This window comes from Delftia sp. CH05, from assembly GCF_009827015.1.
Taxonomy (GTDB): Bacteria; Pseudomonadota; Gammaproteobacteria; order Burkholderiales; family Burkholderiaceae_C; genus Comamonas; species Comamonas tsuruhatensis.
On record NZ_WUMG01000003.1, the window covers coordinates 142,519 to 167,179 of the forward strand.

The window sequence follows — 24,661 nt, forward strand, 5'->3', positions numbered from 1 at the left end:
TGCTGCCCCGCAGCAGCCGTATCAGGGGATGACCGACGCGCCGCGCGGCTACGAGCCTGCGGCGCGTTCCGCTTCCTCGGCCTCATGGGCGCGTGCGATGGCCAGGATCACGTCGCGCGCCAGGCGGCGCTTGGGTACGGGAAGGCGCAGGTAGATCTTGAACAGCTCGTTGTCCTCGTAGCCCAGGCCGGCGGACCAGCTGACCTTGGGCTCACGCACCTCGCGCGCCGGCTGCGGCGCGCGCAGGAACTCCTCCAGCGGCACCTGCAGCCAGTCGGCCAGCGCAGCAAGTTTCTTGGTGTTGGGCATGGTCTTGCCCAGCAGCCACAGACGCACGCCGTGCTGCGACATGGGCTTGCCCCAGAAGCGTGTGTTGAATTCGCGCTCCAGCACCGAGGGCTTGGCTTCATAGCCACGAGCCTCCAGGGAATCACGTAATTTCTGCGCAAACCGCTGCTTCGCATCCTGCATGCGGGCACGCTATGGGATAAGTCTGATTGTGCAGTGAGTATTGTGAAAAATCACATATCTGATGTGATTGATAGTTAACATCAAAGACTCAACCAGAAATCACAAGCACAGGAGGGCCCATGCGCTGGCAAGGAGTGTGGCTGCTGCCTGCGGGCCTGGCCCTGCTGCTGGGCGGTTGCGGCGGTGACGATGGCGAGGTGCTGACCGTGCGGGCTGCGCCCTGGGGCGCCGCCTCGGGCGTGTCGATAGGGCAGGTGCTGCAGGACAGGTCGGCCTGCGCGCGCAGCAGCTGGCGCAGCGTGGGAGACGGCAGCGGCGGGCGCATCGTCGAGTACGCCTGCGAGCGCGCAGGCGTGCGTGGCTACCTGCAGGCCAGTCTGCGCCAGGAGGTCGGGCCACTGCAGCGCGCCGCCGAAAGCGAACAGGCCCGGTTCGAGGCGCGGTTGCGTGGCGAATGGCGTGAGCTGCTCGTGCTGGAGCGGCAGCGGCAGGAGATGCTGCGGCGCCACGCGCAGGAGGCGCAAAGGGATGCCGACCACAGGCAGCGGCACCTGGAGGATCTGCGTGTGCTGGGGGACATGAAGGAGTGCGGCAGCTTCCGTCCGCAAAGCCTCAGTGCCGAGGCCGCGCCGCAGCGCCTGGTGCTGGCAGCCCAGGCCTGTGCACAGGCCGGGCGCGCGGCCGGGCATGTCTATGCGCGCGAGCGGGAGCGTACGCTGGTGCGGCTGCGCGCGGCCCTGCCGCGCTACGACGAGGCCCGGCTGGGCCGCGAGGCGGCCTTGCAGGCGATGGACCGCACCCTGGAGCAGCAGGAGGCGGCGCTGCGCCGGCTGGAGGAAGACCGCCCCGAGGCGGGCGAGCGCATACGCCGCTCATTGGCCGCGCGCATGGAGGCCATGCGCCTGCGGCTGGGCCAGGTGGGCCGCGTGCGCGAGCTCACGCGCTGGAGCGTGGCCGGCGCACGCGTGGTCTACCTGGACACGGCCCTGGCCATGGAGTGCGGCATGCGCACGCTGACCGAAGCCACGCCGCTGGACACCCTGGTCGAAGACCTGGGCGAGGGCCAGGCCGTGCCCCGCCAGGGAGGCGCATTGGCCCGGGCGCTTGACGGACTGTGGGCGCGCTGCCTGCAGCAGCCCTGATGGCGGGAAGGACTGCACGGCGCCGGTTGCACCGCGCCCGTTGCACCACGCCTCAGAATCTCGGCAGGTCCGGGTGTGAGATCTGGCCGCCGCGCACCAGCATCTTTCCGTATTCGGCACAGCGGTTGAGCGTGGGAATCACCTTGCCGGGGTTGAGCAGGGCCTGCGGGTCGAAGGCGGCCTTGAGCGCGAACATCTGGTCGTTCTCGGCCGTGGTGAACTGGGTGCACATGGAGTTGAGCTTTTCCACGCCCACGCCATGCTCGCCCGTGACCGTGCCGCCCATGGCCACGCTGGTCTCCAGGATGTCGGCGCCGAACAGCTCGCAGCGGTGCAGCTCGTCGGGGTCGTTGGCATCGAACAGGATCAGCGGGTGCAGGTTGCCGTCGCCCGCGTGGAAGACGTTGGCGCAGCGCAGGCCGTATTTCTTTTCCATCTCCTGGATGGCCAGCAGGATGTCGGCCAGGCGCTTGCGCGGGATGGTGGAGTCCATGCACATGTAGTCGGGGCTGATGCGCCCGCTGGCGGGAAAGGCGTTCTTGCGCCCGCTCCAGAAGCGCAGGCGCTCGGCCTCGCTTTCACTCACCGTGATGGCCGTGGCCCCGGCGCCGCGCAGCACCTCGCTCATGTGGGCGATCTCTTCCTCGACTTCCTCGGGCGTGCCATCGCTCTCGCACAGCAGGATGGCCTCGGCCGTGAGGTCGTAGCCGGCCTTGACGAAGTCCTCGACGGCGGCCGTCATGGGCTTGTCCATCATCTCCAGCCCGGCCGGGATGATGCCGGCCGCGATCACGGCGGCCACGGCGTCGCCGGCCTTGCGCACGTCGTCGAAGCTGGCCATGATGCAGCGCGCCAGCTGGGGCTTGGGGATCAGGCGCACGGTGACTTCGGTGGTCACGGCCAGCATGCCTTCGCTGCCGACCAGGATGGCCAGCAGGTCGAAGCCCGGCGTGTCCAGCGCCGTGGAGCCGAACTCCACCGGCTCGCCTTCCACCGTGAAGCCGCGCACCTTCAGCACGTTGTGCACGGTCAGCCCGTACTTGAGGCAGTGCACGCCGCCCGAGTTCTCGGCCACGTTGCCGCCGATGGTGCAGGCGATCTGGCTGCTGGGATCGGGCGCGTAGTACAGGCCCAGGGGCGCGGCAGCCTCGCTGATGGCCAGGTTGCGCACGCCGCACTGCACCACGGCCGTGCGGCTGGCGGCATCGACCTGGAGGATCTTGTTGAACTTGGCCAGCGACAGCGTCACGCCCATGGGATGGGGCAGGGCGCCGCCCGACAGCCCGGTGCCCGCGCCGCGTGCGATCACGGGCACCTGGATGGCGTGGCAGGCGCGCAGCACGGCCTGGACCTGGGCCTCGGTCTCGGGCAGGCAGACCACCAGGGGGCGCTGGCGGTAGGCCGTGAGTCCGTCGCATTCATAGGGGGTGGTGTCCTCGGCGTTCCACAGCAGGGCATGCGCGGGCACATGGCGGGCCAGCGCTGCCACGACCTCGGCCTGGCGCCGTGCGCGTTCGGAGGCCGTGGGCTGCTGGTGGGCGGCATCGGCGGCGGCCGACGCCATGGCGCCGGGGGCAGGGCTGGCTGGGGAGCTGGCGGAAGTCATGGAGCCTGACTTTAGGCGATGCCGCCGTCTTTGTGCAGCGGGACTGCGCTGATGTTTATTGCAACGGCGCGTGAAATCCGCGAAATCCGTGAATTCCGTTGTGGGCGCCTCAGCAGGCCATCGCCCTCTTCAACCATTCAGCAAAGGCCGCGCATTCCCAGCGGTCCATGGTGCCGGTGCGCCAGCACAGGTAGTGGGCATGGGGGCTGGCCGTGTCCATGTCGAACAGGCGCACCAGGGTGCCGTTGTCCATCCAGGGTGCGCCCAGCTTGTGGCGCACCAGGGCAATGCCCATGCCGGCCGAGGCCGCGTCGCACATCAGGCCGATGTCGTTGAACTGCGAGCCCTCGTGCGGCTCGGGCCAGTCCAGGCCGGTGGCGCCGAACCAGGTGCGCCAGGGCTCCAGCGGGCTGCGCAGCAGGGGCATGCCTTCCAGGTCCTGGGGCTGCTCGAAGGGGCCATGCTCGCGGATGAAGGCCGGCGAGGCCAGCGGCGTGACCACGTCGCGCGCCAGCTCGATGTGCTCCACGTCGGCGTAGTGGCCGGGGCCGAAGCGCACCATCAGGTCGGCATCCTCGGCCACCACGTCCAGCAGCGGGATGGAGACCTGCAGGGCGATGTCGATCTCGGGATAGGTTTCCGTGAACTGGCGCAGGCGCGGGATCAGGATCACGCGCGCAAAGGTGGGCGTGACCGCCAGCTTGAGCCTGCGGCGGCCCGGTGCCGTGACCTCGCCCGGAAAGCGCTGCAGCGCGCCCAGGCCCTCGCGCACGTGGGACAGGTAGGCGCTGCCTTCGGTGGTGAGCGAAAAGTCCGAGCGGCCGAACAGCCGCGTGCCCAGGATCTGCTCGAGCTGGCGCACGCGGTGGCTGACGGCGCTGGGCGTGACGCACAGCTCCTCGGCCGTCTGCGTCACGCTGCGCAGCCGCGCCAGCGCCTCGAAAGTGAGCAGGCACTGTATGGGCGGGATGCGGCGGGCGCCGCTGCCGGGCGGGGCAAAGCCGCTGCCGGCGGCAAGGGTCACGTTCGCCATGGGCGGCCGGGAGCCGGCTTCAGCGGAAGACCACGGTCTTGTGGCCGTTGAGGATGACGCGGTGCTCGCTGTGCCACTTGACGGCGCGGGCCAGCACCTGGCTCTCGGTGTCGCGGCCGCGGGCCGTGAGGTCCTCCACGGTGTCGGTGTGGTCGGCGCGGGCCACGTCCTGCTCGATGATCGGGCCTTCGTCCAGGTCGGCCGTCACATAGTGGGCCGTGGCGCCGATCAGCTTCACGCCGCGGTCATGGGCCTGGTAGTAGGGCTTGGCGCCCTTGAAGCTGGGCAGGAAGCTGTGGTGGATGTTGATCGCGCGGCCGGCCAGCTTGGTGCACAGGTCGTTGGACAGCACCTGCATGTAGCGCGCCAGCACCACGAGTTCGGCGCCTTCGGCCTCGATGATCTCGAACTGCTTTGCCTCGGCCTGGGCCTTGGTGGCAGCCGTGACGGGGATGTGGTGGAAGGGGATGTTGTAGCTGGCCGCCAGCTGGTAGAACTCGCGGTGGTTGCTGATGATGGCGCGGATGTCCACCGGCAGCAGGCCGCTCTTCCAGCGAAACAGCAGGTCGTTGAGGCAGTGGCCTTCCTTGCTGACCATGAGCACGGTCTTCATGGCTTCGGCCTTGGTGTGCAGGCGCCACTTCATCTGGTACTGGCCGCCCAGGTCGGCCAGGGCCGCCCTCAGAGCCGCGGGATCGCAGCCGTTGCAGGCAAATTGCACGCGCATGAAGAACAGTCCGGTGGCCGGGTCGTTATACTGCGCGGCCTCTTCGATGTTGCCGCCTTGCTCGAGCAGGAAGCCCGAGACGGCATGTACCAGACCGAGCCGGTCGGGGCACGAAAGGGTAAGAATATAGGCTTGGGTCATAGCGGCGCAATTGTCGCAGCATGCACACGACCCTGCGCAAGTCACACGTTCTGGGAACGTTCTGAGGAACCACATGCAAGATCAGGGAGAGCAGCCCCGAATACCGCTCTGGGGCGCATTGACCCTGTATGTGTGCGCAGGTCTGCTGTGGCTCTGGGGCGTGGAATGGCTGCTGGCGCACCTGCAGATACCGCCCGGGCCGGCAGCGCAGCGGCGCATGCTGTCCTCGGTGGCCCTGGTGCTGGTCACGGCCGTGGGCGGCGGCTGGCTGCTGTGGCGCATGCGCCGTGGAGAGCGCACTGCCCATGCCGCGATGGCCGCCGGGCGGGAGGCCGACGAACGCCAGCGCCTGGCCGCCGCCGTGGTGGACAACACCATGGAGGGCGTGGTCGTCACAGATGCGCGCAGCCGCATCCTCTCGGTCAACAGCGCCTTCACGCGGCTGCTGGGCTACACCGAGCAGGAGATGCTGGGCAAGACCCCGCGCATGTTCAAGTCCGGCCGCCACGACAAGGCCTTCTACGAGGCCATGTGGGACAGCATGCAGGCCACGGGCCACTGGCAGGGCGAAATCTGGAACCGCCGCAAGAACGGCGAGGTCTTTCCCGAGCGCATGTCGCTCAGCGCCGTCAAGGACGCACAGGGCAAGGTCACGCACTACGTGTGCATGTTCACCGACATCTCGGCCGAGAAGGCGCGCGAGGCCCAGCTCGAATTCCTGGCCCACCGCGACATGCTCACCGGCCTGCCCAACAGCGTGCGCTTCACAGCGCTGCTGGAAGACGCCGTGGCCGAGGCGGCCGCCGAGCAGGGCACGCTGGCCGTAATGCTGCTGAACATCGATCGCTTCAAGGACGTCAACGACAGCTACGGCCACGCCATCGGCGACCAGGTGCTGCGCCACATCGCCGCCCGTGTGCACGATTCCCTGGGTCCCCAGGACCTCATAGGTCGCATGGCCGGTGACGAACTGGCCGTGCTGTGCAAGGGCATGAGCGAGCGCGGCGACGCCATCGCCCGCGCACGGCAACTGATCGCGGCGGCCGGCCAGCCCTGGAGCTCGCCGGACGGCCTGTCCGTCATGGCCGGCGTCAGCGTGGGCATCTGCATGTACCCCTCCCACGCCGGCAATGCCCAGGACCTGCTGCAGGGCGCGCATGCGGCCGTCTACGGCGCCAAGTCGCGCAGCGGCCGTGCCTGGTGCTTCTTCGAGGAAGACATGACCTCGGCCGCGCGCGAGCGCCTGGCCATGGAGGCACGGCTGCGGCAGGCCATAGACCTGGGCCACCTGCGCCTGTACTTCCAGCCCCAGATCGACCTGGCCACTGGCCGCCTGGTGGGCGCCGAGGCCCTGGTGCGCTGGCTGGACCCGGACGAGGGCCTCATCTCCCCGGCACGCTTCATTCCCGTGGCCGAAAGCTCGGGCGTCATCGGCGCGCTGGGCCTGTGGGTGCTGCGCGAGGCCTGCGCCCAGGGCCAGCGCTGGCGCGATCAGGGCCTGCCCGAGATGACCATCGCGGTCAATGTCTCGCTGCACCAGTTCCTGCTGACCGACATCGCCGGTGCCACCGCCGACGCGCTGGCCGCCACGGGCTTCGCCCCGCACTGCCTGGAGCTGGAGATCACCGAAAGCGCCCTGGCCGAGCGCCCCGAGGAGGCCCTGGCCGTCATGCGCCGCCTGCGGGCCCAGGGCCTGCGGCTGGCCATCGACGACTTCGGCACCGGTTATTCCTCGCTGGCCCACCTCAAGCGCTTCCCGCTGGACCTGCTCAAGATCGACCAGGGCTTCATCCGCGACATCCCGCACAGCGCCGACGACATGGCCATCAGCGGGTCGGTGATCGCGCTGGGGCATGCCATGGGGCTGAAGGTGCTGGCCGAGGGCGTGGAGACGGCCGAGCAGCTGGCGTTCCTGCGCGGCAAGGGGTGCGACTTCTTCCAGGGCTATCTGTGCAGCAAGCCCATGCCTGCGCAGGCGTTCGGCGAGTGGGTCTCGGGCAACGAGGGGATGTGGGCCGTGCAGGGGTGAAGCTCAGTCCACCCGACCCGCATCCGCCCGCGGTGCCGGCGGGTTCCTGAACTTCTCGCGCAGCTCTGCGCAGTGGTCCTTGGCCGGCAAGGCGTCCGTCTTCTGCAGCCAGTCCACATCGGATTCGTGCGCCACCGATGTCTCGCCTGCCTGCGCCACGGCCACTTTGGCTGCTGCGGACTCCGGCAGCCAGGTCGGGATGCCCACCCCGCGCAGGACATGGCCCCGCCCGGCCACCAGCACCACGGTCTTGCCGGGCCTGATCGCCGCCTTGGCCACCTCGGCCATGCTGGCATCGCGGGCCAGCTGGACGCGGGCCATGGGCGGCAGCTGTGTGTCGGGCAGCAGGCCGCAGTGGCCTTCGCGGATGGCGTCGAGCTGGCGCTGCCAGGCTTCGGGCGGCAGGTGGGTGTCCAGGTTCTGGTTGCGCATGGCCTGCTTCATGTCGGCGCGGGGCAGGTTGCCGCCCAGCACGGGCACGCCTGCGCGCACGGCGGCCATGACCACGCCGCGGTAGCGCGGCCAGGGCCATGCGGCGTCCTGCCATTGCAGGGCCTGCTGCACAGCGTCCTCGGAGGCGTCGCGCGCCAGGCTGGCCGTGGAGCCCGTGCGCGGCGCCATCTCGATCACCAGCGCGGCCAGGCGCTCCTGTTTTGCCAACTGCTCCACCGTGGCCTGCTGCCAGGCCTGGTGGGCGACCGCATCGTGCTGCTCGCCCAGCAGCACGATGGGCGCGTCGGACCAGCGCTGCAGCTGCTGCGTCCAGTCCCGCGCCGGGGCGGAGGAGCTGGCGCAGCCGGCAAGGGCTGCCGCCAGCCATGCGGCCGCAGCCAGGCCGGCAAGGCGCGGGGTGCGGATGAAGGGGCGGAGGTGGGAGCGGACATGCATGGCGCCATGCTAATCACTGGCCTTGCCCGGGGCCCCCATAGGCCCTGTGGGCATTGGGGGCAGTTGAAAGGATCCTAGGAATCGGGGCGGGGGCACGGCGCAAACGGGTGGCGCTTGATTCAGGTCAAGACGTGCAAATGCGCCGTGGCTACAGTGCGACCATGCATGGCAAGCCCTCGCTTTCGACCAAGCTGCTGCTCATGGGCGCGGCCTGCCTGCTGGCGGCCGTGGCATCGATCGGCTTCACGCTGTGGGTGGCCTGGCAGCTGGAGGGCGGCGCGGCCGCCGTGAACGAGGCCGGGCGGCTGCGCATGAGCATGGTGCGCATGGCCATGGCGCGCCAGAACGAGGCGCCTGCGCAGTGGCAGGCGCGCGCGCAGCAGTTCGACGCCAGCCTGGACCTGCTGCGCAGCGGCGACATGTCGCGCCCGCTGTTCGTGCCCTGGAGCGACGAGGTCAGGGAGCGCTACGAGCGCATACGCCGCGACTGGAGCGCGCTGCACGCGCGCTGGCAGGCCGAGGACCAGGCCGATGCGCAGGCCATCATGGGCAGCGCCGACGCCTTCGTGCGCGAGGTGGACGGCTTTGTCGAAGCCATCGAAGACCGGCTCTCGCGCTGGACGGCCATCCTGCACCTGTTTCAGATGTGTCTGATGGCGCTGGTCATCATCGCGGCCGTGAGTTTCATGGCCACCAGCTACTGGCTGGTGCTGCATCCCGTGGGCCAGCTGCGCTCGGCGCTGGAGCGCATGCGCCGCGGACACCTGGACACGCGCATGAGCGTGGAGGTGAACGACGAGTTCGGCCAGCTGGCGGCCGGCTTCAACCTCATGGCCCAGTCGCTGCAAAGTTCTCACGCCGAGCTGGAGGACAAGGTGCGCGAGAAGACCGCCAGCCTCAACGTGCAGCACCAGCAGCTGCAGGCGCTGTACGCGGTCAGCGTGCAGGCGTCGGAGGCCGCCAGCCTGCAGTCCCTGGCCGAAGGCTTTGTGCGCCAGGTCCGCCTGGCGGCCCAGGCCGATGCGGCCACGGTGCGCTGGTCCGACGAGGCCAACGAGCGCTACGTGCTGCTGGCCGGCGACGGCCTGCCCCAGTCCATGTCGGTGCAGGAGCACTGCCTGCACACGGGCGCCTGCCTGTGCGGCCAGCCGCGCGAGCAGGCGAGGCTGCGCGTGATCCCCATCACGCCGGCCAGCGACCTGCAGCTGCCCCACTGCCGCGAGGCCGGCTTCGAGACCGTGGTCAGCATCCCCGTGCAACTGCAGCAGCGCCTGTTGGGCGAGGTCAACCTGTTCTTTCGCTCCACCGTGGTGCTCACGGACGACATGCGCGACCTGCTGTCCGCCATGGCGCGCCACCTGGCCAGCGCCATGGAAAGCCTGCGCGCCACGGCGCTGGAGCGCGAAGCCGCCGTGGCCGAGGAGCGCGGCCTGATCGCGCGCGAGCTGCATGACTCCATTGCCCAGTCGCTGGCCTTTCTCAAGATCCAGACCCAGCTGCTGCGCGACGCCGTGGCCAAGGGCCGCGACGAAGCGCGCGACCGCAGCCTGGGCGAGCTGGAAGTGGGCGTGCGCGAATGCTATGCCGACGTGCGCGAGCTGCTGGTGCATTTCCGCACGCGCACCAGCGCCGAGGACATCGAGGCCGCGCTGCGCGCCACGCTGTCCAAGTTCGAGCACCAGACGGGCATCGCCACCTCGCTGAGCATGTCGGGCCAGGGCCTGCCGCTGGCGCCCGACGTGCAGATCCAGGTGCTGCACATGGTGCAGGAGGCGCTGTCCAACGTGCGCAAGCACGCGGGTGCCAGGCATGTGCAGCTGCGCGTGGGGCGCCACCCCTGGCGCTTCGAGGTCAGCGACGACGGCTGCGGCTTCGTCCCCGCCGACGTGGCGCCGGACTCGCTGCATGTGGGGCTGGGCATCATGCGCGAGCGCGCCCTGCTGGCCCAGGCGCTGGTCCATGTCCACTCCCGCCCCGGCGAGGGCACGCGCGTGCTGATCGAGCTGCCGCCGTCGGCCTCGGCCGGGGCGCCGGCGCAGGGCCTCCCCTCGAACGCGTGACACGCTCCCGCAAGAAAAAGACCGCCCCATGTCCTTCTCCAGCCCCATCTCCGTCTTCGTCATCGACGACCACACGCTGTTCCGCCGCGGCCTGATCGCCCTCATCGCCCAGGATGCGGGCCTGCGCGTGGTCGGCGAGGCCGGCGACGCGGGCGAGGCCCTGCGCCTGGTGCCCGCGCTGGCGCCCCAGGTCATCCTGCTGGACAACCACCTGCCCGGCGTGTTGGGCGTCGATGCCATCGCGGGCCTGCGGGCCGCATCGCCCGGCAGTCGCGTCGTCATGCTCACCGTGAGCGAGGACGGCCAGGACCTGGCGGCCGCGCTGCGCAACGGCGCCCAGGGCTATCTGCTCAAGACCATCGACGGCGACCTGCTGTCCGAAGCCCTGCGCCGCGCCGCGCGCGGCGAGCCTGTGGTCAGCCCCGAGATGATGGGCAAGCTGGTGGCCGCCTTCCAGTCCCAGGGCGCGCCCGAGCCCCAGGCGCCCGAGCCGGACGAGGCCCCGGCCTCGCCGCTGTCCCCGCGCGAGGAAGAGGTGCTGGTCCAGATCGCCCGGGGCGCCAGCAACAAGGAAATCGCCCGCACGCTGGACATTGCCGAGACCACGGTCAAGATCCATGTGCAACACATCCTGCGCAAGCTGGGCCTGAGCTCGCGCGTGCAGGCGGCGGTGTATGCGTCGGAGCGGCAGCGGGATTAGCGGCCTACGCTGTGGCTGAAGCCCAACCATCCCCCGCACACCGCAGCGCCCAGACCCAGGCCAGCGCGGCCGCCACGGTCAGGCCGGTGAGCATGGCCGCTGCGCCCATGGCGTCCAGCGCCACGCCGGCGGCCAGCGGCACCAGCATGCGGCTGGCGGCGAACAGGCTGGCCTGCAGGCCGTAGTCGAAGGCCTGCCAGCGCGGGCGGGCGAATTGCATCATCAGTCCGAAGACGCAGGCCGAGGAGGCGCCCATGGCTGCTGCCACGCAGGCCACGGCCGCGATCAGGCCCGGGGCCGGGGCGCCGGCTGCGATGACGGCCGCCAGCAGCGCCAGCGCCGCCACGTTGCAGCCCGCATACAGGGGCAGGGCGCGCCGGGTGCCCAGGCGGCGCGTGAGCAGGGGCGAGGCCGCGCCCGCCAGCGCGGCCACCACGCCGCCACCCATGCCGGCCAGCAGGGCGGCCTGGGCGGGCGCGAAGCCGTGGTCCAGCATCAGCGGCTTGAGGTAGAACCAGGCCGCGCCGATGAAGGGGAAGTAGCTGACCAGCGCCAGGGTCCAGCGCCAGGCCCCAGGCTGGGTGCCATAGCCGCGTACCATGGCGGCCAGTCCAGCTTTGGGCGCAGGCAGCAGCAGGGGCGAGGGCGCATCCCCCGGCTCATGGCGCACCACCCAGGCCAGCAGCAGGGCGCCCAGGGCCAGCGCGCCGGCCAGGCAGAGGAAGGGCGCGCGCCAGCCCCATTTCGCCTGCATGAGCAGCATCAGCCCGCCGCCCACGATGGCGCCCAGCGACAGCGCCGCTGCGCGCACGCCCCCGGCGCGCATGCGCTCGGACGCGGGCAGCAGGCGGATGGCCAGGGCGTTGACGGGAATGTCGGCCCAGGTGGCAGCCAGCGCGGCCGCGAAGGCCAGGCCGAACAGCCACAGGCGCTCGGCCAGCAACTGCTGCCAGCCCAGTGCCAGCAGCACGGCCGCATAAGCCAGGCACAGGGCCAGCGCCCAGGCGCGGTAGCGCGGCTGGCCGTTCGCGCTGCGCGCTTCCACGGGCGCGGCCAGCGCGAACTTGATCAGCGCGGGCAGGCCCGCCAGCTGGAACAGGCCGATGGCCGTGCCCGACCAGCCATGCTGGCGCATGACCAGGGGCAGGCCCAGCCAGAGGTAGACGCTGGGCGCCGTGAGCGCCAGGTGCAGCCAGCCGAAAAGTGCCTGGAGCAGCCAGACCGGGCGGGGAGATGCGGCCGTCATGGCGCGGCCTTGCGGGCAATGAGCACGACCAGCGGCGCCATCGGAAACTCGCGCGACTCGATGCGTTCTATGCGCTTGAAACCCGCCTGCGCCAGCAGCGCCTGCAGCTCGCCGCGCCGCGTCACGCTGCGGCCCAGCAGGCGCATGGGCAGGTAGTAGGGCAGGGTGCGCAGGGCGGCCTCGGGCGTCTCATCCACCTCGGCATGGGCGCAGACGAAGACGCCGCCGGGCGCCAGCGCGTCGAACACCTTGGCGACCACGGCTGCCGCATCGGGCACGAAGTGCAGCACGGACGAGCACCAGACCAGGTCGTAGCCGCTGCCTATGCCGTCCGTGGCCAGATTGCCGCCCAGGGCGGTGAAGCGGTCGGACAGGCGGGACTGGCGGGCGTTGTCCGCCGCCACTGCCACGGCCTCGGGCCAGTCGAAGACGCTGGCCTGCAGCGAGGGCTGCCGGCGCAGCAGGGCCAGCGCGATCCAGCCGGGGCCGCCGCCCAGGTCCAGCATGCGGCGCGCGGCGCCTGCCTCGGGAACCTGCTGCAGCAGGTTCAGCGCGGCAGGCACGCTGACGGCGCGCTGCTCCTGGCCGATCTGGGCGCGTGCGGCGGCGGCCCAGCCTTCGGCATTGCCCGTGGCCAAGGGGGTGCTGCAGGCCGAGCCGTCCCCGGCAGGGCCGTGCTCGACCAGGCCGCGCAGCAGCGTGGCGGAGTGGCGCAGCGAGCGCAGGCGGAACAGCCAGGCCGCGCCGCAGGACTCGGGCGATGCGCTGTGCAGGTAGCGCAGCGCATCGGTGGCCAACAGGTATCTCACGGGCGCGTGCTGGCCGCGCCGCAGGAGGCCCATGCTCCACAGCAATTCCAGCCAGTGGGAGGTATTGGCCTCGTTCCAGCCCTGGGCCTGGGCCAGCTCGGCCGGCGTCTGGGGCGTGGCCAGGCGGTCCAGAGCGCCCGATTCAAGCGCCAGCACCAGGGCCTCGGCCTGGACCTGGGCGGCGGCCAGGTCCCACAGCGGCTGCAGGGCGTGGGAGGGGGTGTGGGTAGGGGATTCACGGCGGGGTGTATTCATCGGAAGGTCCTTTTCACGAAAGGGAGTCACATGCGCCAGGTCAGCCGCACGCCGAACTCGCGCGGCGGGCTGTAGACCACGACCTGGCCGTTGAGGTAGCCCACGGCGTCGTAGCGGCGGTTGGCGGCATTGCGCAGGTAGGCGGCGATTTCCCAGGACCCCTGGGCATAGCCGGCCGACAGGTTGAGCAGCCCGTAGCCGGGGCGGCGGTAGGCGTTGGCGGCGTCCAGGTAGACCTTGCCCGTGCCCTGCACGGCGGCCTGCGCCCACCAGCGACCGGGCGCGTCGTAGCGCAGCGCCACATGGGCCGTCATGTCGGGCGCAAACGGGTTGCGGTGGCCGTCGTAGACGGCGGCGCCGTCGCGGAAGCTGCCGAAGCGCGTGCGGTTCAGGCCCAGGGCCGTCTGCAACTGCCAGCCGCCGCCGAACACATAGTCCAGCTCGAAGTCCGCACCCGTGGAGCGCGCCCGCGCCGCATTGGTGATGTAGACCACGCCCGGCAGGCCCATCTGCTGCACCTGCATGTCGCGCACCTGCTGGGTGTAGACCGAGGCCGCATAGCGCAGGCGCTGCCCCAGCAGCCGGCCCTTGGTGCCGATCTCCCAGGCGCGCACGGTCTCTGGCTCGTAGGCCGCATAGCCCATGGCCGGAGAGAACACGTTGAAGCCGCCCGCGCGGTAGCCCTCGCTGAGGCTGGTGTAGACCTGGCCCTGGGGCGACCACTGGTATTGCAGCGAGAGCTTGGGGCTCAAGCGCGACCAGTCGTCGCTGCGCGCCGCCGCGCCCACGGGGGCCAGTTCCACGCGGTTGCGCTCCGCGCGCGCGCCGGCCGCCAGCGTCCAGCGCTCGGACAGCGGGACGGTCCAGTGCGTGAACAGCGCCGCCGTGCTGCCCTTGAGTCCGGCCGTGGGCCGCATCAGCGCGGCGGGCAGCTTTTGCTCGTAGCGCAGGTCATGGTCGTCGCGGTCCAGGTACAGGCCGGCCAGCCAGCGCGCGTTCCACAGGCCTGCGGCCTCGCCCTCCAGGCGCAGTTCCTGCGAGGTCGTGGCCAGGCGGTAGTCGCGCCGCACGTGGAGCAGGTCGGCGCGCTGGAAGTCCGTGTCCTGCAGCACGCGGTCGTCGAAGACATTGCGCGCGGTGATGGAGCGCAGCCGCAGGCCCGAGGCAAAGCGGTGCGAGACATCGAGCGACAGTGTCTGCCCGCGCGAGCGGTTCCAGCTGTCCGTACCCGAGTTCACCGTGGCGCGCGGCGCGGCAATGCTGCCCCATTGCGCGGCGCCGTCGTCCCAGCGCTGCCGGGCGTAGCGCAGCGTGGCCTCGGTCTCGGCCGTGGGCGTCCAGCGCAGGGCCAGGCGGCCGCTGGCGCGCTCGCGGTCGTCCACGCGCGCTCCCGTCGCTTGCTGGCGTATGAAGCCGTCCTGCGCGCGCCACTCGCCCGACAGGCCGATGTAGAGCTGGCCCGGCACCAGGGCGCGGCCCAGCTCGAAGCTGCCCGCGCGCTGGCCGTGGTTGCCGGCCTCGGCGCTGATCGATGCATAGGGCGCGTCGCCGGGCTGGCGCGTGACGATGCTGACCACGCCCGCTTCGGCATTGCGGCCGTACAAGGTCGATTGCGGGCCGCGCAGCACCTCCACGCGGTCCACGCCCTGCAGGTTGTGCTCGAAGCCCTGGGCCATCAGCGTGGGCACGCCATCGACCAGCAGCAGCGTGGACGAGGAGAACGACACGAAGTTGGCCGTCAGCCCGCGCATCACGGGCGGCTGCACGCCCGACTGGCCGAAGGCCTGGAACACCAAGCCCGGCACCTGGGCGGACAGCGCGTCCAGCCCGCGCACGCCGGCCGCCTCCAGCGCCGCGCCCTCGAAGACGGAGACGCTGGCGGGCACGGCGTCCAGGCTTTCGGCCTGCTTGTTCACCGTGACCGTGATCTCGGGCAGGGTGGCTTCGGGCGCCTGGCCCTGGGCCGCCACCGTGAAGGGGGCCAGGGCCAGCGCGGCCGGCCAGCGAAGGGGGAATGCCATGGTTTTCTCGTCCTCTCCAAAAGGGAATCTCGTTGGAGACCGATGCTAGGGAAGATGAGAATCGCTATCATTTGAAAACGTATGCGCGCCGGAGCATTTCCTATGCGAAGCGCGCCTCCATTCCTCTCCCATGACCTCCCGCATCCCTTCCTCGCTTGCCTTGCCCCAGCCCTGTGCACCGGGCTGGACGCGGCATGCCCTGCCCGCCGAGCTGGGCGACTGCCATGCGGAGCGCTTCACGCTGGGCGACGGCATCGTGCTGGCGCGCTCGCACTACTGCCCGCTGCGCGACCTGGTGGAGGACAGCGTGCAGGCCGATGCCTCGGACCAGGGCCGCACCCTGGTCATCACGCTGGGGCTGGCGGGCGAATCGGGCTTTGTGGCGCGCACGGGCGCGGCGCTGCGCTTCGGCGCAGGGCAGACCACGCTGGCAGCCTTTCGCGGCAGCCAGGGCGAGCGCCGCTATGCGGCCGGGCAGACCGTGCGCCAGCTGCGCCTGCTGCTGTCGGGCGCGGCGCTCGACCGCTATCTGGGGCCTGAACTCTCGCAGCGGCTGACGCAGGTGGACGGCGCGGCCGGCGTGCGGCCCTTGGACCACCGTGCCAGCCTGCCGGCCAGCCTGGCGCTGGCGCGGCGCCTGGCCCAGCCGCCCGGGCACCAGCCCACCGATGCGCTGGACCGCCACATCGCCATGCTGAGCCTGGCCGCGCTGGAGCTGCGCCACCTGGCACCTGCGCCGCAGCCGGCCCAGGCGGCACCGCGCTGGTCGGCCGACGAACTGGCCCGGCTGGAGCAGGCGCGCGAACTGCTGTCCACCCAGATGGACCGCGCGCTGACCCTGGCCTACCTGAGCGCCGCCGTGGGCCTGGGCGAGCACCGCCTCAAGCAGGGCTTTCGCGCCGTCTTCGGCACCACGCCCCAGGCCCTGCTGCTGGAGCTGCGCATGCGCCGTGCCTGGGCGTTGCTGGAGACCGGCTGCCAGGTCGCCCAGACCGGCTGGCAGGTGGGCTATGCCCATCCGTCGAACTTCAGTGCCGCGTTCACGCGGTTCTACGGGCGCAGCCCGAAATCGGTCTTCGGCCGGCGCTCCTGATCTGCGTCAAGCCTTTTTATCCTCGATAGTTCTTTGGAACTAGGCCCGCCTGCGCGCTCCTAGTTCTTCCGCCTTGTCCGAGCGTACGGCTGGCGGATGTGCGGCGCGGCCCTCGCGCGGGACCATGCAAGCCATAGCCCCCACGAGGAAAACAAAATGGCAAACACAGCGCCCACCGCACAGGGCGACCCCCGAAAGAGCACCAGCACAGGCACACGCCACGACCGCCAGGCCTGGTCGGTCCTGGCCGTCAGCACCCTGGCCTTCACGGTCTGCTTCATGGTCTGGATGATGTTCGGCATCATCGGCATCCCCATCAAGAAGATGCTGGATCTGAACGCCACGCAGTTCGGCCTGCTCACGGCCATGCCCGTGCTCACGGGCTCGCTGGTGCGCGTGCCGCTGGGCATCTGGACCGACCGCTTCGGCGGGCGCATCGTGATGGCGGTGCTGATGGCCGTCACCGTGCCCGCGATCTGGGTGATGGGCTATGCCACCGAGTACTGGCACTTCCTGACCATCGGCCTGTTCGTGGGCCTGGCGGGCGGCTCGTTCTCGGTGGGCACGCCCTATGTGGCGCGCTGGTTTCCCAAGGAGCGCCAGGGCATGGCCATGGGCATCTACGGCGCGGGCAACTCGGGCGCGGCGGTCAACAAGTTCGTGGCGCCGGTGATCCTGGTGGCCTTCGGCTGGGCCGCCGTGCCGCATGCCTATGCGGCCATCATGCTGGGCGCGCTGGTGCTGTTCTGGCTGTTCAGCCACAGCGACCCGGCCCACCTGGTGCCCAGCAACGTGCGCTTCAGCGACCAGTTGAAGGCGCTCAAGGACCCGCGCGTGCTCAAGTACTGCCAGTACTACAGCATCGTCTTCGGCGGCTATGTGGCGCTGAGCCTGTGGATGGTGCAGTACTACGTGGGCGAGTACGGCCTGGACATCCGCGTGGCGGCCCTGCTGGCGGCCTGCTTTTCGCTGCCGGGCGGCGTGCTGCGCGCCATCGGCGGCTGGCTGTCGGACAAGTACGGCGCACACAGCGTGACCTGGTGGGTGCTGTGGGTGTGCTGGATCTGCCTGTTCCTGCTGTCCTATCCGCAGACGGATTTCACGGTACTCACCACCGAGGGCAGCACCCGCTTTCACCTGGGCCTGAACGTCTATGCCTTCACCGCGCTGATGTTCGTGCTGGGCATTGCCATGGCCTTCGGCAAGGCCAGCGTCTTCAAGTACATCAGCGACGACTACCCCGGAAACATCGGCGCCATCAGCGGCATCGTGGGCCTGGCCGGCGGCCTGGGCGGCTTCATCCTGCCCATCCTGTTCGGCGTGCTGCTGGACTGGACGGGCATCCGCTCCAGCGCCTTCATGCTGCTGTACGGCGTGGTCTGGGTGTCGCTGATCTGGATGTATTTCACCGAGGTGCGCCGCACCGACGTGCTCAACAGCCACGGCGGCCACAGCGATGTGCAGCCGGCCGCGCGCTGAACCGCAGGAGTTGCACATGCATGCGAACACCAAGACCGCCGCAAAGGCATCCGCGCGCAGCCGCCCCGGCAGCGTGCTGACCCTCTGGCGCCCCGAGGACAAACAGTTCTGGGAGCGCGAGGGCGAGGCCATCGCCAGGATCAACCTCTGGATCTCGGTGCCCGCCCTGTTCCTGGCCTTTGCCATCTGGCAGGTCTGGAGCGTGGTGGCCGTGAACCTGCCCGCGCTGGGCTTCACCTACTCCACCAACCAGCTGTTCTGGCTGGCGGCGGCGCCCGCGCTGTCGGGCGCCACGCTGCGCATCTTCTATTCCTTCATGGTGCCGCTGATGGGCGGGCGCCGCTGGACGGCGCTGTCCACGGCCTCGCTGCTGATCCCGGCCATCGGCATCGGCTACGCGGTGCAGGATGCCAGCACCGGCTATCCGACCATGCTGATCCTGGCCCTGCTGTGTGGGCTGGGCGGGGGCAACTTCAGCTCCAGCATGGCCAACATCAGCTTCTTCTTTCCCAAGGAGCGCAAGGGCTCGGCCCTGGGCGTGAACGCGGGCCTGGGCAACCTGGGCGTGTCGGTGGTGCAGTTCCTGAGCCCGCTGGTGATCACGGCCGGCATCTTCGGCGTCTTCGGCGGCGATGCGCAGACCATCACCAAGGCCGGCGAGACCACCCGGGTCTGGGCGCAGAACGCGGCCTTCATCTGGGTGCCGTGGATCGCCATCGCCTCGCTGGCCGCCTGGTTCGGCATGAACGACATCGCCGACGCCAAGGCCAGCTTCGCCGCCCAGGCCGCCATCTTCCGGCGCAAGCACAACTGGGTGATGTGCCTGCTGTACCTGGGCACCTTCGGCTCGTTCATCGGCTTTGCCGCCGGCTTTCCGCTGCTGATCAAGAGCCAGTTCCCGGCGGTCAATCCGCTGGCCTATGCCTGGCTGGGCCCGCTGCTGGGCGCGCTGTCGCGGCCCTTTGGCGGCTGGCTGGCCGACAAGGCGGGCGGCGCGCGCGTGACGTTCTGGAACTTCCTCGTCATGGCCGTGGGCGTGGTGGGCGTGCTGTATTTCCTGCCCAAGGGCAGCGGCGGCTACGCGCTGGGCTTCGGCTCTGCCGAGGGCAGCTTCATGGGCTTCTTCCTGATGTTCCTGGTGCTGTTCCTGACCACGGGCATCGGCAACGGATCGACCTTCAGCATGATCCCGGCGATTTTCCTGGCCCTCAAGCAGCGCGAGCTCGGAGCCCATCCCAGCGAGCAAGCGCAGGCCCATGCCCTCAAGGAGGGCAATACCGAAGGCGCGGCCGCCCTGGGCTTTGCGGGCGCGCTGGGAGCCTACGGCGGCTTCTTCATCCCCAAGAGCTACGGCAGCTCCATCGCCGCCACGGGCGGGCCCGAGCTGGCGCTGTGGGTGTTTGCCGCCTTCTATGTGCTGTGCGTGGGCGTGACCTGGTGGTACTACGCGCGCAGGAACGCCGAGATGCCCTGCTGAGCCCCGGGCCGCAGGCACCACTGCACCGAACAGCAACGCACCGTAACGAACAACAAGGAGTCCCGCGATGAGCCATTTTCTGGACAAGCTTTCCTACTTCTCCCTGCCCCGGCAGGAATTCTCCAACGGCCATGGCCAGGTGACGGGCGAGGACCGCACCTGGGAAGACACCTACCGCGACCGCTGGGCGCATGACAAGGTGGTGCGCTCCACGCACGGCGTGAACTGCACGGGCTCGTGCTCGTGGAAGATCTACGTCAAGGGCGGCATCGTGACCTGGGAGACCCAGCAGACCGACTACCCGCGCACGCGCGCCGACCTGCCCAACCACGAGCCGCGCGGCTGCGCGCGCGGCGCCAGCTACAGCTGGTACCTGTACAGCGCCAACCGCGTCAAATACCCCATGGTGCGCGGCCGGCTGCTCAAGCACTGGCGTGCCGCCCTGGCCGTGGCCAGGAGCCCGGTCGATGCCTGGGCCGCCATCGTCGAGAACGAGGATGCGCGCAGCGAGTGGCAAAAGCAGCGCGGCCTGGGCGGCTTCGTGCGCAGCAGCTGGGACGAGGTCAACCGCATGATCGCGGCGGCCAACGTCTACACCATCAAGAAGCACGGGCCGGATCGCATCATCGGCTTCTCGCCGATTCCGGCCATGTCCATGATCTCGTATGCCGCAGGCAGCCGCTACCTGAGCCTGATCGGCGGCGTGTGCATGAGCTTCTACGACTGGTACTGCGACCTGCCGCCGGCCAGCCCCCAGACCTGGGGCGAGCAGACCGACGTGCCAGAGAGCGCCGACTGGTACAACTCCAACTTCATCATCGCCTGGGGCTCCAACGTGCCCCAGACGCGCACCCCCGACGCCCACTTCTTCACCGAGGTCCGCTACAAGGGCGCCAAGGTCGTGGCCGTCACGCCCGACTACTCCGAGGTCGCCAAGCTGGCAGACCTGTGGATGCACCCCAAGCAGGGTACGGACGCGGCCGTGGCCATGGCCATGGGCCACGTCATCCTCAAGGAGTTCTACTTCGGCGAGCGCGGCCGCCCGGCCTATTTCGAGGACTATGCGCGCCGCTACACCGACCTGCCGCTGCTGATCCGCCTCAAGCGCCAGCAACTGCCCGATGGCCGCACGGCCCTGGTGCCCGAGCGCTATGTGCGCGCCAGCGACTTCGACGGCCACCTGGGCCAGGACAGCAACCCCGAATGGAAGACCGTGGCCTACGGCGAGGACGGCGGCGTGGCCCTGCCCAACGGCTCCATCGGCTTTCGCTGGGGCGAGGCCGGCCGCGCCGACGAGGGCCTGTGGAACCTCGAATCCAAGGAGGCGCGCACGGGCAACGACGTGCAGCTCAAGCTCTCGGTGCTGGACGGCCAGGGCGTGGACAGTGAAGTGGCCGACGTGGCCTTCCCCTACTTCGGCGGCCTGCAGTCGCCGGGCTTCGACGCCAACGAGCAGGGCACGGATGTGCTGCTGCGCCGCGTGCCTGTCTCGCGCATGGTGCTGGACGGCGAGGAGGCCATCGTGGCCACCGTGTTCGACCTGCTGGCGGGCAACTACGGCATCCACCGCGGTCTGGAGGGCGAGGGCGCCGATGGCGGCTATGACGCCGATGCGCCCTACACCCCGGCCTGGCAGGAAAAGATCACCGGCGTGCCGCGTGACCAGGTGATCGCCATTGCGCGCCAGTTCGCCGACAACGCCGAGAAGACGCGCGGCAAGTCCATGGTCATCATCGGCGCGGCCATGAACCACTGGTACCACTGCGACATGAACTACCGCGGCATCATCAACATGCTGATGCTGTGCGGCTGCATAGGCCAGAGCGGCGGCGGCTGGGCGCACTACGTGGGCCAGGAAAAGCTGCGCCCGCAGACCGGCTGGACCGCGCTGGCCTTTGCGCTGGACTGGCTGCGCCCGCCGCGCCAGATGAACTCCACCAGCTTCTTCTACGCCCACACCGACCAGTGGCGCTACGAGAAGCTGGGCGTGGAAGAGGTGCTGTCCCCGCTGGCCGACCGCAGCCAGTACGGCGGCGCCATGATCGACTACAACGTGCGCGCCGAGCGCATGGGCTGGCTGCCCAGCGCGCCGCAGCTGCAGGCCAACCCGCTGCAGCTGGTGCGCGACGCCCAGGCCCAGGGCCTGGACGTGAAGGACCACGTGGTGCAGTCCCTGCAGGACGGCTCGCTGTCCATGAGCTGCGAGGACCCCGACCACCCGGCCAACTGGCCGCGCAACATGTTCGTGTGGCGCTCCAACATCCTGGGCAGCTCGGGCAAGGGCCATGAGTACTTCCTCAAGCACCTGCTGGGCACCACGCACGGCGTGCAAGGAAAAGACCTGGGAGAACAAGACCCCCCCGATGCGCTGCGCGCCTCCCCCCAGGGGGCGGCCGGCTTGGGGCGGCCCGGCGCCGGCCATTCGGCCAAGCCGCAGGAAGTGCGCTGGCACGACAAGGCGCCCGAAGGCAAGCTGGACCTGCTGGTCACGCTGGACTTCCGCATGAGCACCACCTGCCTGTACTCGGACATCGTCCTGCCCACTGCCACCTGGTATGAGAAGAACGACCTCAACACCAGCGACATGCACCCCTTCATCCATCCGCTGTCGGCGGCCGTGGACCCGGCCTGGCAGGCCAGGAGCGACTGGGAGATCTACAAGGGCTTCGCCAAGTCCTTCAGCGAGGTCTGCGTGGGCCACCTGGGTGTTGAAAAGGACGTGGTGCTGACGCCGCTGATGCACGACACCCCCGCCGAGCTGGCCCAGCCCGATGGCGTGCGCGACTGGAAGAAGGGCGAGTGCGCCCTGATCCCCGGCAAGACCGCGCCGCAGATTGCCGTGGTCGAGCGCGACTATCCCAACCTCTACAAGCGCTTCACGGCCCTGGGCCCGCTGATGGACAGGCTGGGCAACGGCGGCAAGGGCATCGGCTGGAACACCGAGACCGAGGTGGAGCAGCTGGGCGAGCTCAACGGCCTGGTGCGCGAGGAAGGCGTGAGCCAGGGCCGCCCGCGCATCGTCACCGACATCGACGCCACCGAGGTGGTGATGATGCTGGCGCCCGAGACCAACGGCCACGTGGCCGTCAAGGCCTGGGAGGCGCTGTCGAAGCAGACGGGGCGCGAGCACGCCCACCTGGCCCTGCACCGCGAGGACGAGAAGATCCGCTTTCGCGACATCCAGGCCCAGCCGCGCAAGATCATCAGCTCGCCCACCTGGTCGGGCCTGGAAAGCGAGAAGGTCAGCTACAACGCCTGCTACACCAACGTGCATGAGCTGATCCCATGGCGCACCCTCACCGGCCGCCAGCAGTTCTACCAGGACCATCCGTGGATGCGCGACTTCGGCGAAGGCTTCGTCAGCTACCGCCCGCCCGTGCACATGAAGGCGCTGCAGGAAGTGCAGGGCCAAAAGCCCAACGGCCATCCCGAGATCGCGCTGAACTTCATCACGCCGCACCAGAAGTGGGGCATCCACTCCACCTATGGCGACAACCTGATGATGCTCACGCTGGCGCGTGGCGGCCCCATCGTCTGGCTCAGCGAGGACGACGCCAAGAGCGCCGGCATCGCCGACAACGACTGGGTGGAGCTGTACAACGCCAACGGCGCCATCGCGGCGCGGGCCGTGGTCAGCCAGCGCGTCAAGCCGGGCATGGTGATGATGTACCACGCGCAGGAGAAGACCATCAATACGCCGGGCTCGGAGATCACCGGCACGCGCGGCGGCATCCACAACTCGGTCACGCGCATCGTGCTCAAGCCCACCCACATGATCGGCGGCTACGCGCAGTACAGCTACGGCTTCAACTACTACGGAACCATCGGCACCAACCGCGACGAGTTCGTGCTGGTCCGAAAGATGCGCCGCATCGACTGGCTGGATGACGAAGCTCCGGCCGGCGCAGCCGCCCATGCCTGAACAACAAGGAGAAACACGATGAAAATCCGCGCACAGATCGGCATGGTGCTGAACCTGGACAAGTGCATCGGCTGCCACACCTGCTCCGTCACCTGCAAGAACGTCTGGACCAGCCGCCCCGGTGTCGAATACGCCTGGTTCAACAACGTCGAGACCAAGCCCGGCATCGGCTACCCGCGCGAGTGGGAAAACCAGGCCAAGTGGAACGGCGGCTGGATGCGCCGCACGGACGGCTCCATCGCGCCCCGCCAGGGCGGCAAGTGGAGCCTGTTGATGCGCATCTTCGCCAACCCCAACCTGCCCCAGATCGACGACTACTACGAACCCTTCACCTACGACTACGAGCACCTGCAGTCGGCCAGGGAAAGCAAGGCCGCACCCACGGCGCGCGCGCGCAGCCTGATCTCGGGCCAGCGCATGGAGAAGATCGAATGGGGTCCGAACTGGGAGGAAATCCTGGGCGGCGAATTCAGCAAGCGCAGCCATGACGTGAACTTCGAGCAGATCCAGAAGGACATCTACGGCCAGTTCGAGAACACCTTCATGATGTACCTGCCGCGCCTGTGCGAGCACTGCCTGAACCCGGCCTGCGTGGCGTCCTGCCCCTCGGGCTCGATCTACAAGCGCGAGGAGGACGGCATCGTCCTCATCGACCAGGACAAGTGCCGCGGCTGGCGCATGTGCGTCTCCGGCTGCCCCTACAAGAAGATCTACTACAACTGGCAAAGCGGCAAGGCCGAAAAATGCATCTTCTGCTACCCGCGCATCGAGGCCGGCCAGCCCACCGTCTGCTCCGAAACCTGCGTGGGCCGCATCCGCTACCTGGGCGTGCTGCTGTACGACGCCGACCGCATCGAGGAAGCGGCCAGCGTGGAGCGCGACCGCGACCTCTACCAGGCGCAGCTGGACATCTTCCTGGACCCCAATGATCCCGAGGTCATTCGCCAGGCCCGCATCGACGGCATCCCCGACGCCTGGATCGAGGCCGCCCAGTCCAGCCCCGTCTACAAGATGGCCGTGGACTGGAAGGTGGCCCTGCCGCTGCACCCCGAGTACCGCACCCTGCCCATGGTCTGGTATGTGCCGCCGCTGTCGCCCATCACCTCGGCGGCGAACGCCGGGCATCTCGACAGTGTCGGCCGCAGCCCCATCAATGGCGACCTGCCCGATGTCTCGCAGCTGCGCATCCCCGTGCAGTACCTGGCCAACCTGCTCACCGCCGGCGACACCACGCCCGTGGTGCGCGCGCTGGAACGCATGCTGGCCATGCGCGCGTACCAGCGCAGCAAGCACGTGGACCAGGAGCAGAACCTGGCCGTGCTCCAGTACGCGGGACTGACGGTGGACGAGGTCGAGGACATGTACCAGACCATGGCGATCGCCAACTACGAGGACCGCTTCGTCATCCCCTCGGCCCACCGCGAATACGCCGAAAGCGCGTTCGATTTGCGCGGCGGCTGCGGCTTCTCGTTCGGCAACGGCTGCTCCGACGGCAGCACCGACGCCAGCCTGTTCGGCGGCAAGAAGCCGCGCACCATCCCCATCCGCGCGCAAATGTGAGG

The 24,661-nt window shown here is 69.5% G+C and carries 17 protein-coding genes; 9 read left to right on the plus strand and 8 right to left on the minus strand.

The genetic code is table 11. The features are described 5' to 3' along the window. Positions 1-48: 48 nt before the first annotated feature. Complete coding sequence (locus GRX31_RS04215; protein WP_160851624.1) at positions 49-471, minus strand: XRE family transcriptional regulator; 423 nt, start codon at positions 469-471, stop codon at positions 49-51. Positions 472-590: 119 nt separating this feature from the next. On the opposite strand from GRX31_RS04215, the gene GRX31_RS04220 reads away from it, so the two are divergent. Continuing rightward, positions 591-1,613: a hypothetical protein gene (locus GRX31_RS04220; protein ID WP_160851626.1), complete on the plus strand. Its 1,023-nt coding sequence runs from the start codon at positions 591-593 to the stop codon at positions 1,611-1,613. A 52-nt stretch (positions 1,614-1,665) separates the two neighbouring features. On the opposite strand, the gene GRX31_RS04225 is transcribed toward GRX31_RS04220, so the two are convergent. The 3 genes from GRX31_RS04225 to purU form a co-directional block, all read right to left on the minus strand. Further along, entirely contained in the window at positions 1,666-3,177 is a 1,512-nt protein-coding gene (locus GRX31_RS04225; RefSeq protein ID WP_016446647.1) for an FAD-linked oxidase C-terminal domain-containing protein, read from the minus strand. A gap of 151 nt (positions 3,178-3,328) precedes the next feature. Then, positions 3,329-4,252, minus strand: a complete 924-nt coding sequence (locus tag GRX31_RS04230) for a LysR substrate-binding domain-containing protein (protein ID WP_017405258.1) — start codon at positions 4,250-4,252, stop codon at positions 3,329-3,331. Positions 4,253-4,271: 19 nt separating this feature from the next. After that, a complete protein-coding gene (purU, locus tag GRX31_RS04235) occupies positions 4,272-5,120 on the minus strand; it encodes a formyltetrahydrofolate deformylase (protein ID WP_013804418.1) in 849 nt (282 codons plus the stop codon). Positions 5,121-5,193: 73 nt separating this feature from the next. Between purU and GRX31_RS04240 the strand changes: the two genes are divergently transcribed. Continuing rightward, entirely contained in the window at positions 5,194-7,149 is a 1,956-nt protein-coding gene (locus GRX31_RS04240; protein WP_016451962.1) for a putative bifunctional diguanylate cyclase/phosphodiesterase, read from the plus strand. A gap of 3 nt (positions 7,150-7,152) precedes the next feature. Here the strand turns inward: GRX31_RS04240 and GRX31_RS04245 are convergent, their stop codons facing one another. Continuing rightward, the gene (locus GRX31_RS04245; RefSeq protein WP_160851627.1) at positions 7,153-8,037 is read right to left on the minus strand and encodes a ChaN family lipoprotein; all 885 of its coding nucleotides are present in this window, start codon (positions 8,035-8,037) and stop codon (positions 7,153-7,155) included. A gap of 161 nt (positions 8,038-8,198) precedes the next feature. Between GRX31_RS04245 and GRX31_RS04250 the strand changes: the two genes are divergently transcribed. Next, positions 8,199-10,097 carry a type IV pili methyl-accepting chemotaxis transducer N-terminal domain-containing protein gene (locus GRX31_RS04250; RefSeq protein WP_160851750.1) on the plus strand — a complete coding sequence of 633 codons (1,899 nt, stop codon included), beginning with the start codon at positions 8,199-8,201 and terminating at the stop codon, positions 10,095-10,097. Between the two features lie 28 nt (positions 10,098-10,125). Then, a complete protein-coding gene (locus GRX31_RS04255; RefSeq protein WP_012203037.1) occupies positions 10,126-10,797 on the plus strand; it encodes a response regulator in 672 nt (223 codons plus the stop codon). 4 nt (positions 10,798-10,801) lie between these two features. Here the strand turns inward: GRX31_RS04255 and GRX31_RS04260 are convergent, their stop codons facing one another. The 3 genes from GRX31_RS04260 to GRX31_RS04270 are packed head-to-tail and all read right to left on the minus strand — an operon-like array spanning position 10,802 to position 15,128. Then, the gene (locus tag GRX31_RS04260; protein ID WP_160851629.1) at positions 10,802-12,043 is read right to left on the minus strand and encodes an MFS transporter; all 1,242 of its coding nucleotides are present in this window, start codon (positions 12,041-12,043) and stop codon (positions 10,802-10,804) included. After that, complete coding sequence (locus GRX31_RS04265) at positions 12,040-13,107, minus strand: class I SAM-dependent methyltransferase (RefSeq protein WP_160851631.1); 1,068 nt, start codon at positions 13,105-13,107, stop codon at positions 12,040-12,042. The genes GRX31_RS04260 and GRX31_RS04265 overlap by 4 nt, the downstream gene beginning before the upstream one ends. 26 nt (positions 13,108-13,133) lie before the next feature. Further along, positions 13,134-15,128 (minus strand): TonB-dependent receptor, encoded by a 1,995-nt coding sequence (locus tag GRX31_RS04270; RefSeq protein ID WP_160851633.1) that lies wholly within the window; start codon positions 15,126-15,128, stop codon positions 13,134-13,136. A gap of 130 nt (positions 15,129-15,258) precedes the next feature. Here GRX31_RS04270 and GRX31_RS04275 point away from each other — a divergent pair, with 130 nt between their 5' ends. From GRX31_RS04275 to narH, 5 genes are all read left to right on the plus strand, one after another. Then, positions 15,259-16,221 (plus strand): helix-turn-helix transcriptional regulator, encoded by a 963-nt coding sequence (locus tag GRX31_RS04275; protein WP_160851634.1) that lies wholly within the window; start codon positions 15,259-15,261, stop codon positions 16,219-16,221. 156 nt (positions 16,222-16,377) lie between these two features. Continuing rightward, the gene (locus GRX31_RS04280; protein ID WP_034363526.1) at positions 16,378-17,700 is read left to right on the plus strand and encodes an MFS transporter; all 1,323 of its coding nucleotides are present in this window, start codon (positions 16,378-16,380) and stop codon (positions 17,698-17,700) included. Between the two features lie 16 nt (positions 17,701-17,716). Beyond that, complete coding sequence (locus tag GRX31_RS04285) at positions 17,717-19,177, plus strand: MFS transporter (protein ID WP_160851636.1); 1,461 nt, start codon at positions 17,717-17,719, stop codon at positions 19,175-19,177. Positions 19,178-19,244: 67 nt separating this feature from the next. After that, complete coding sequence (locus tag GRX31_RS04290) at positions 19,245-23,099, plus strand: nitrate reductase subunit alpha (protein ID WP_160851638.1); 3,855 nt, start codon at positions 19,245-19,247, stop codon at positions 23,097-23,099. Between the two features lie 18 nt (positions 23,100-23,117). Further along, on the plus strand, positions 23,118-24,659 hold the full coding sequence (gene narH / locus GRX31_RS04295) for a nitrate reductase subunit beta (RefSeq protein ID WP_012203041.1): 1,542 nt from the start codon (positions 23,118-23,120) through the stop codon (positions 24,657-24,659). Positions 24,660-24,661: the final 2 nt, after the last annotated feature.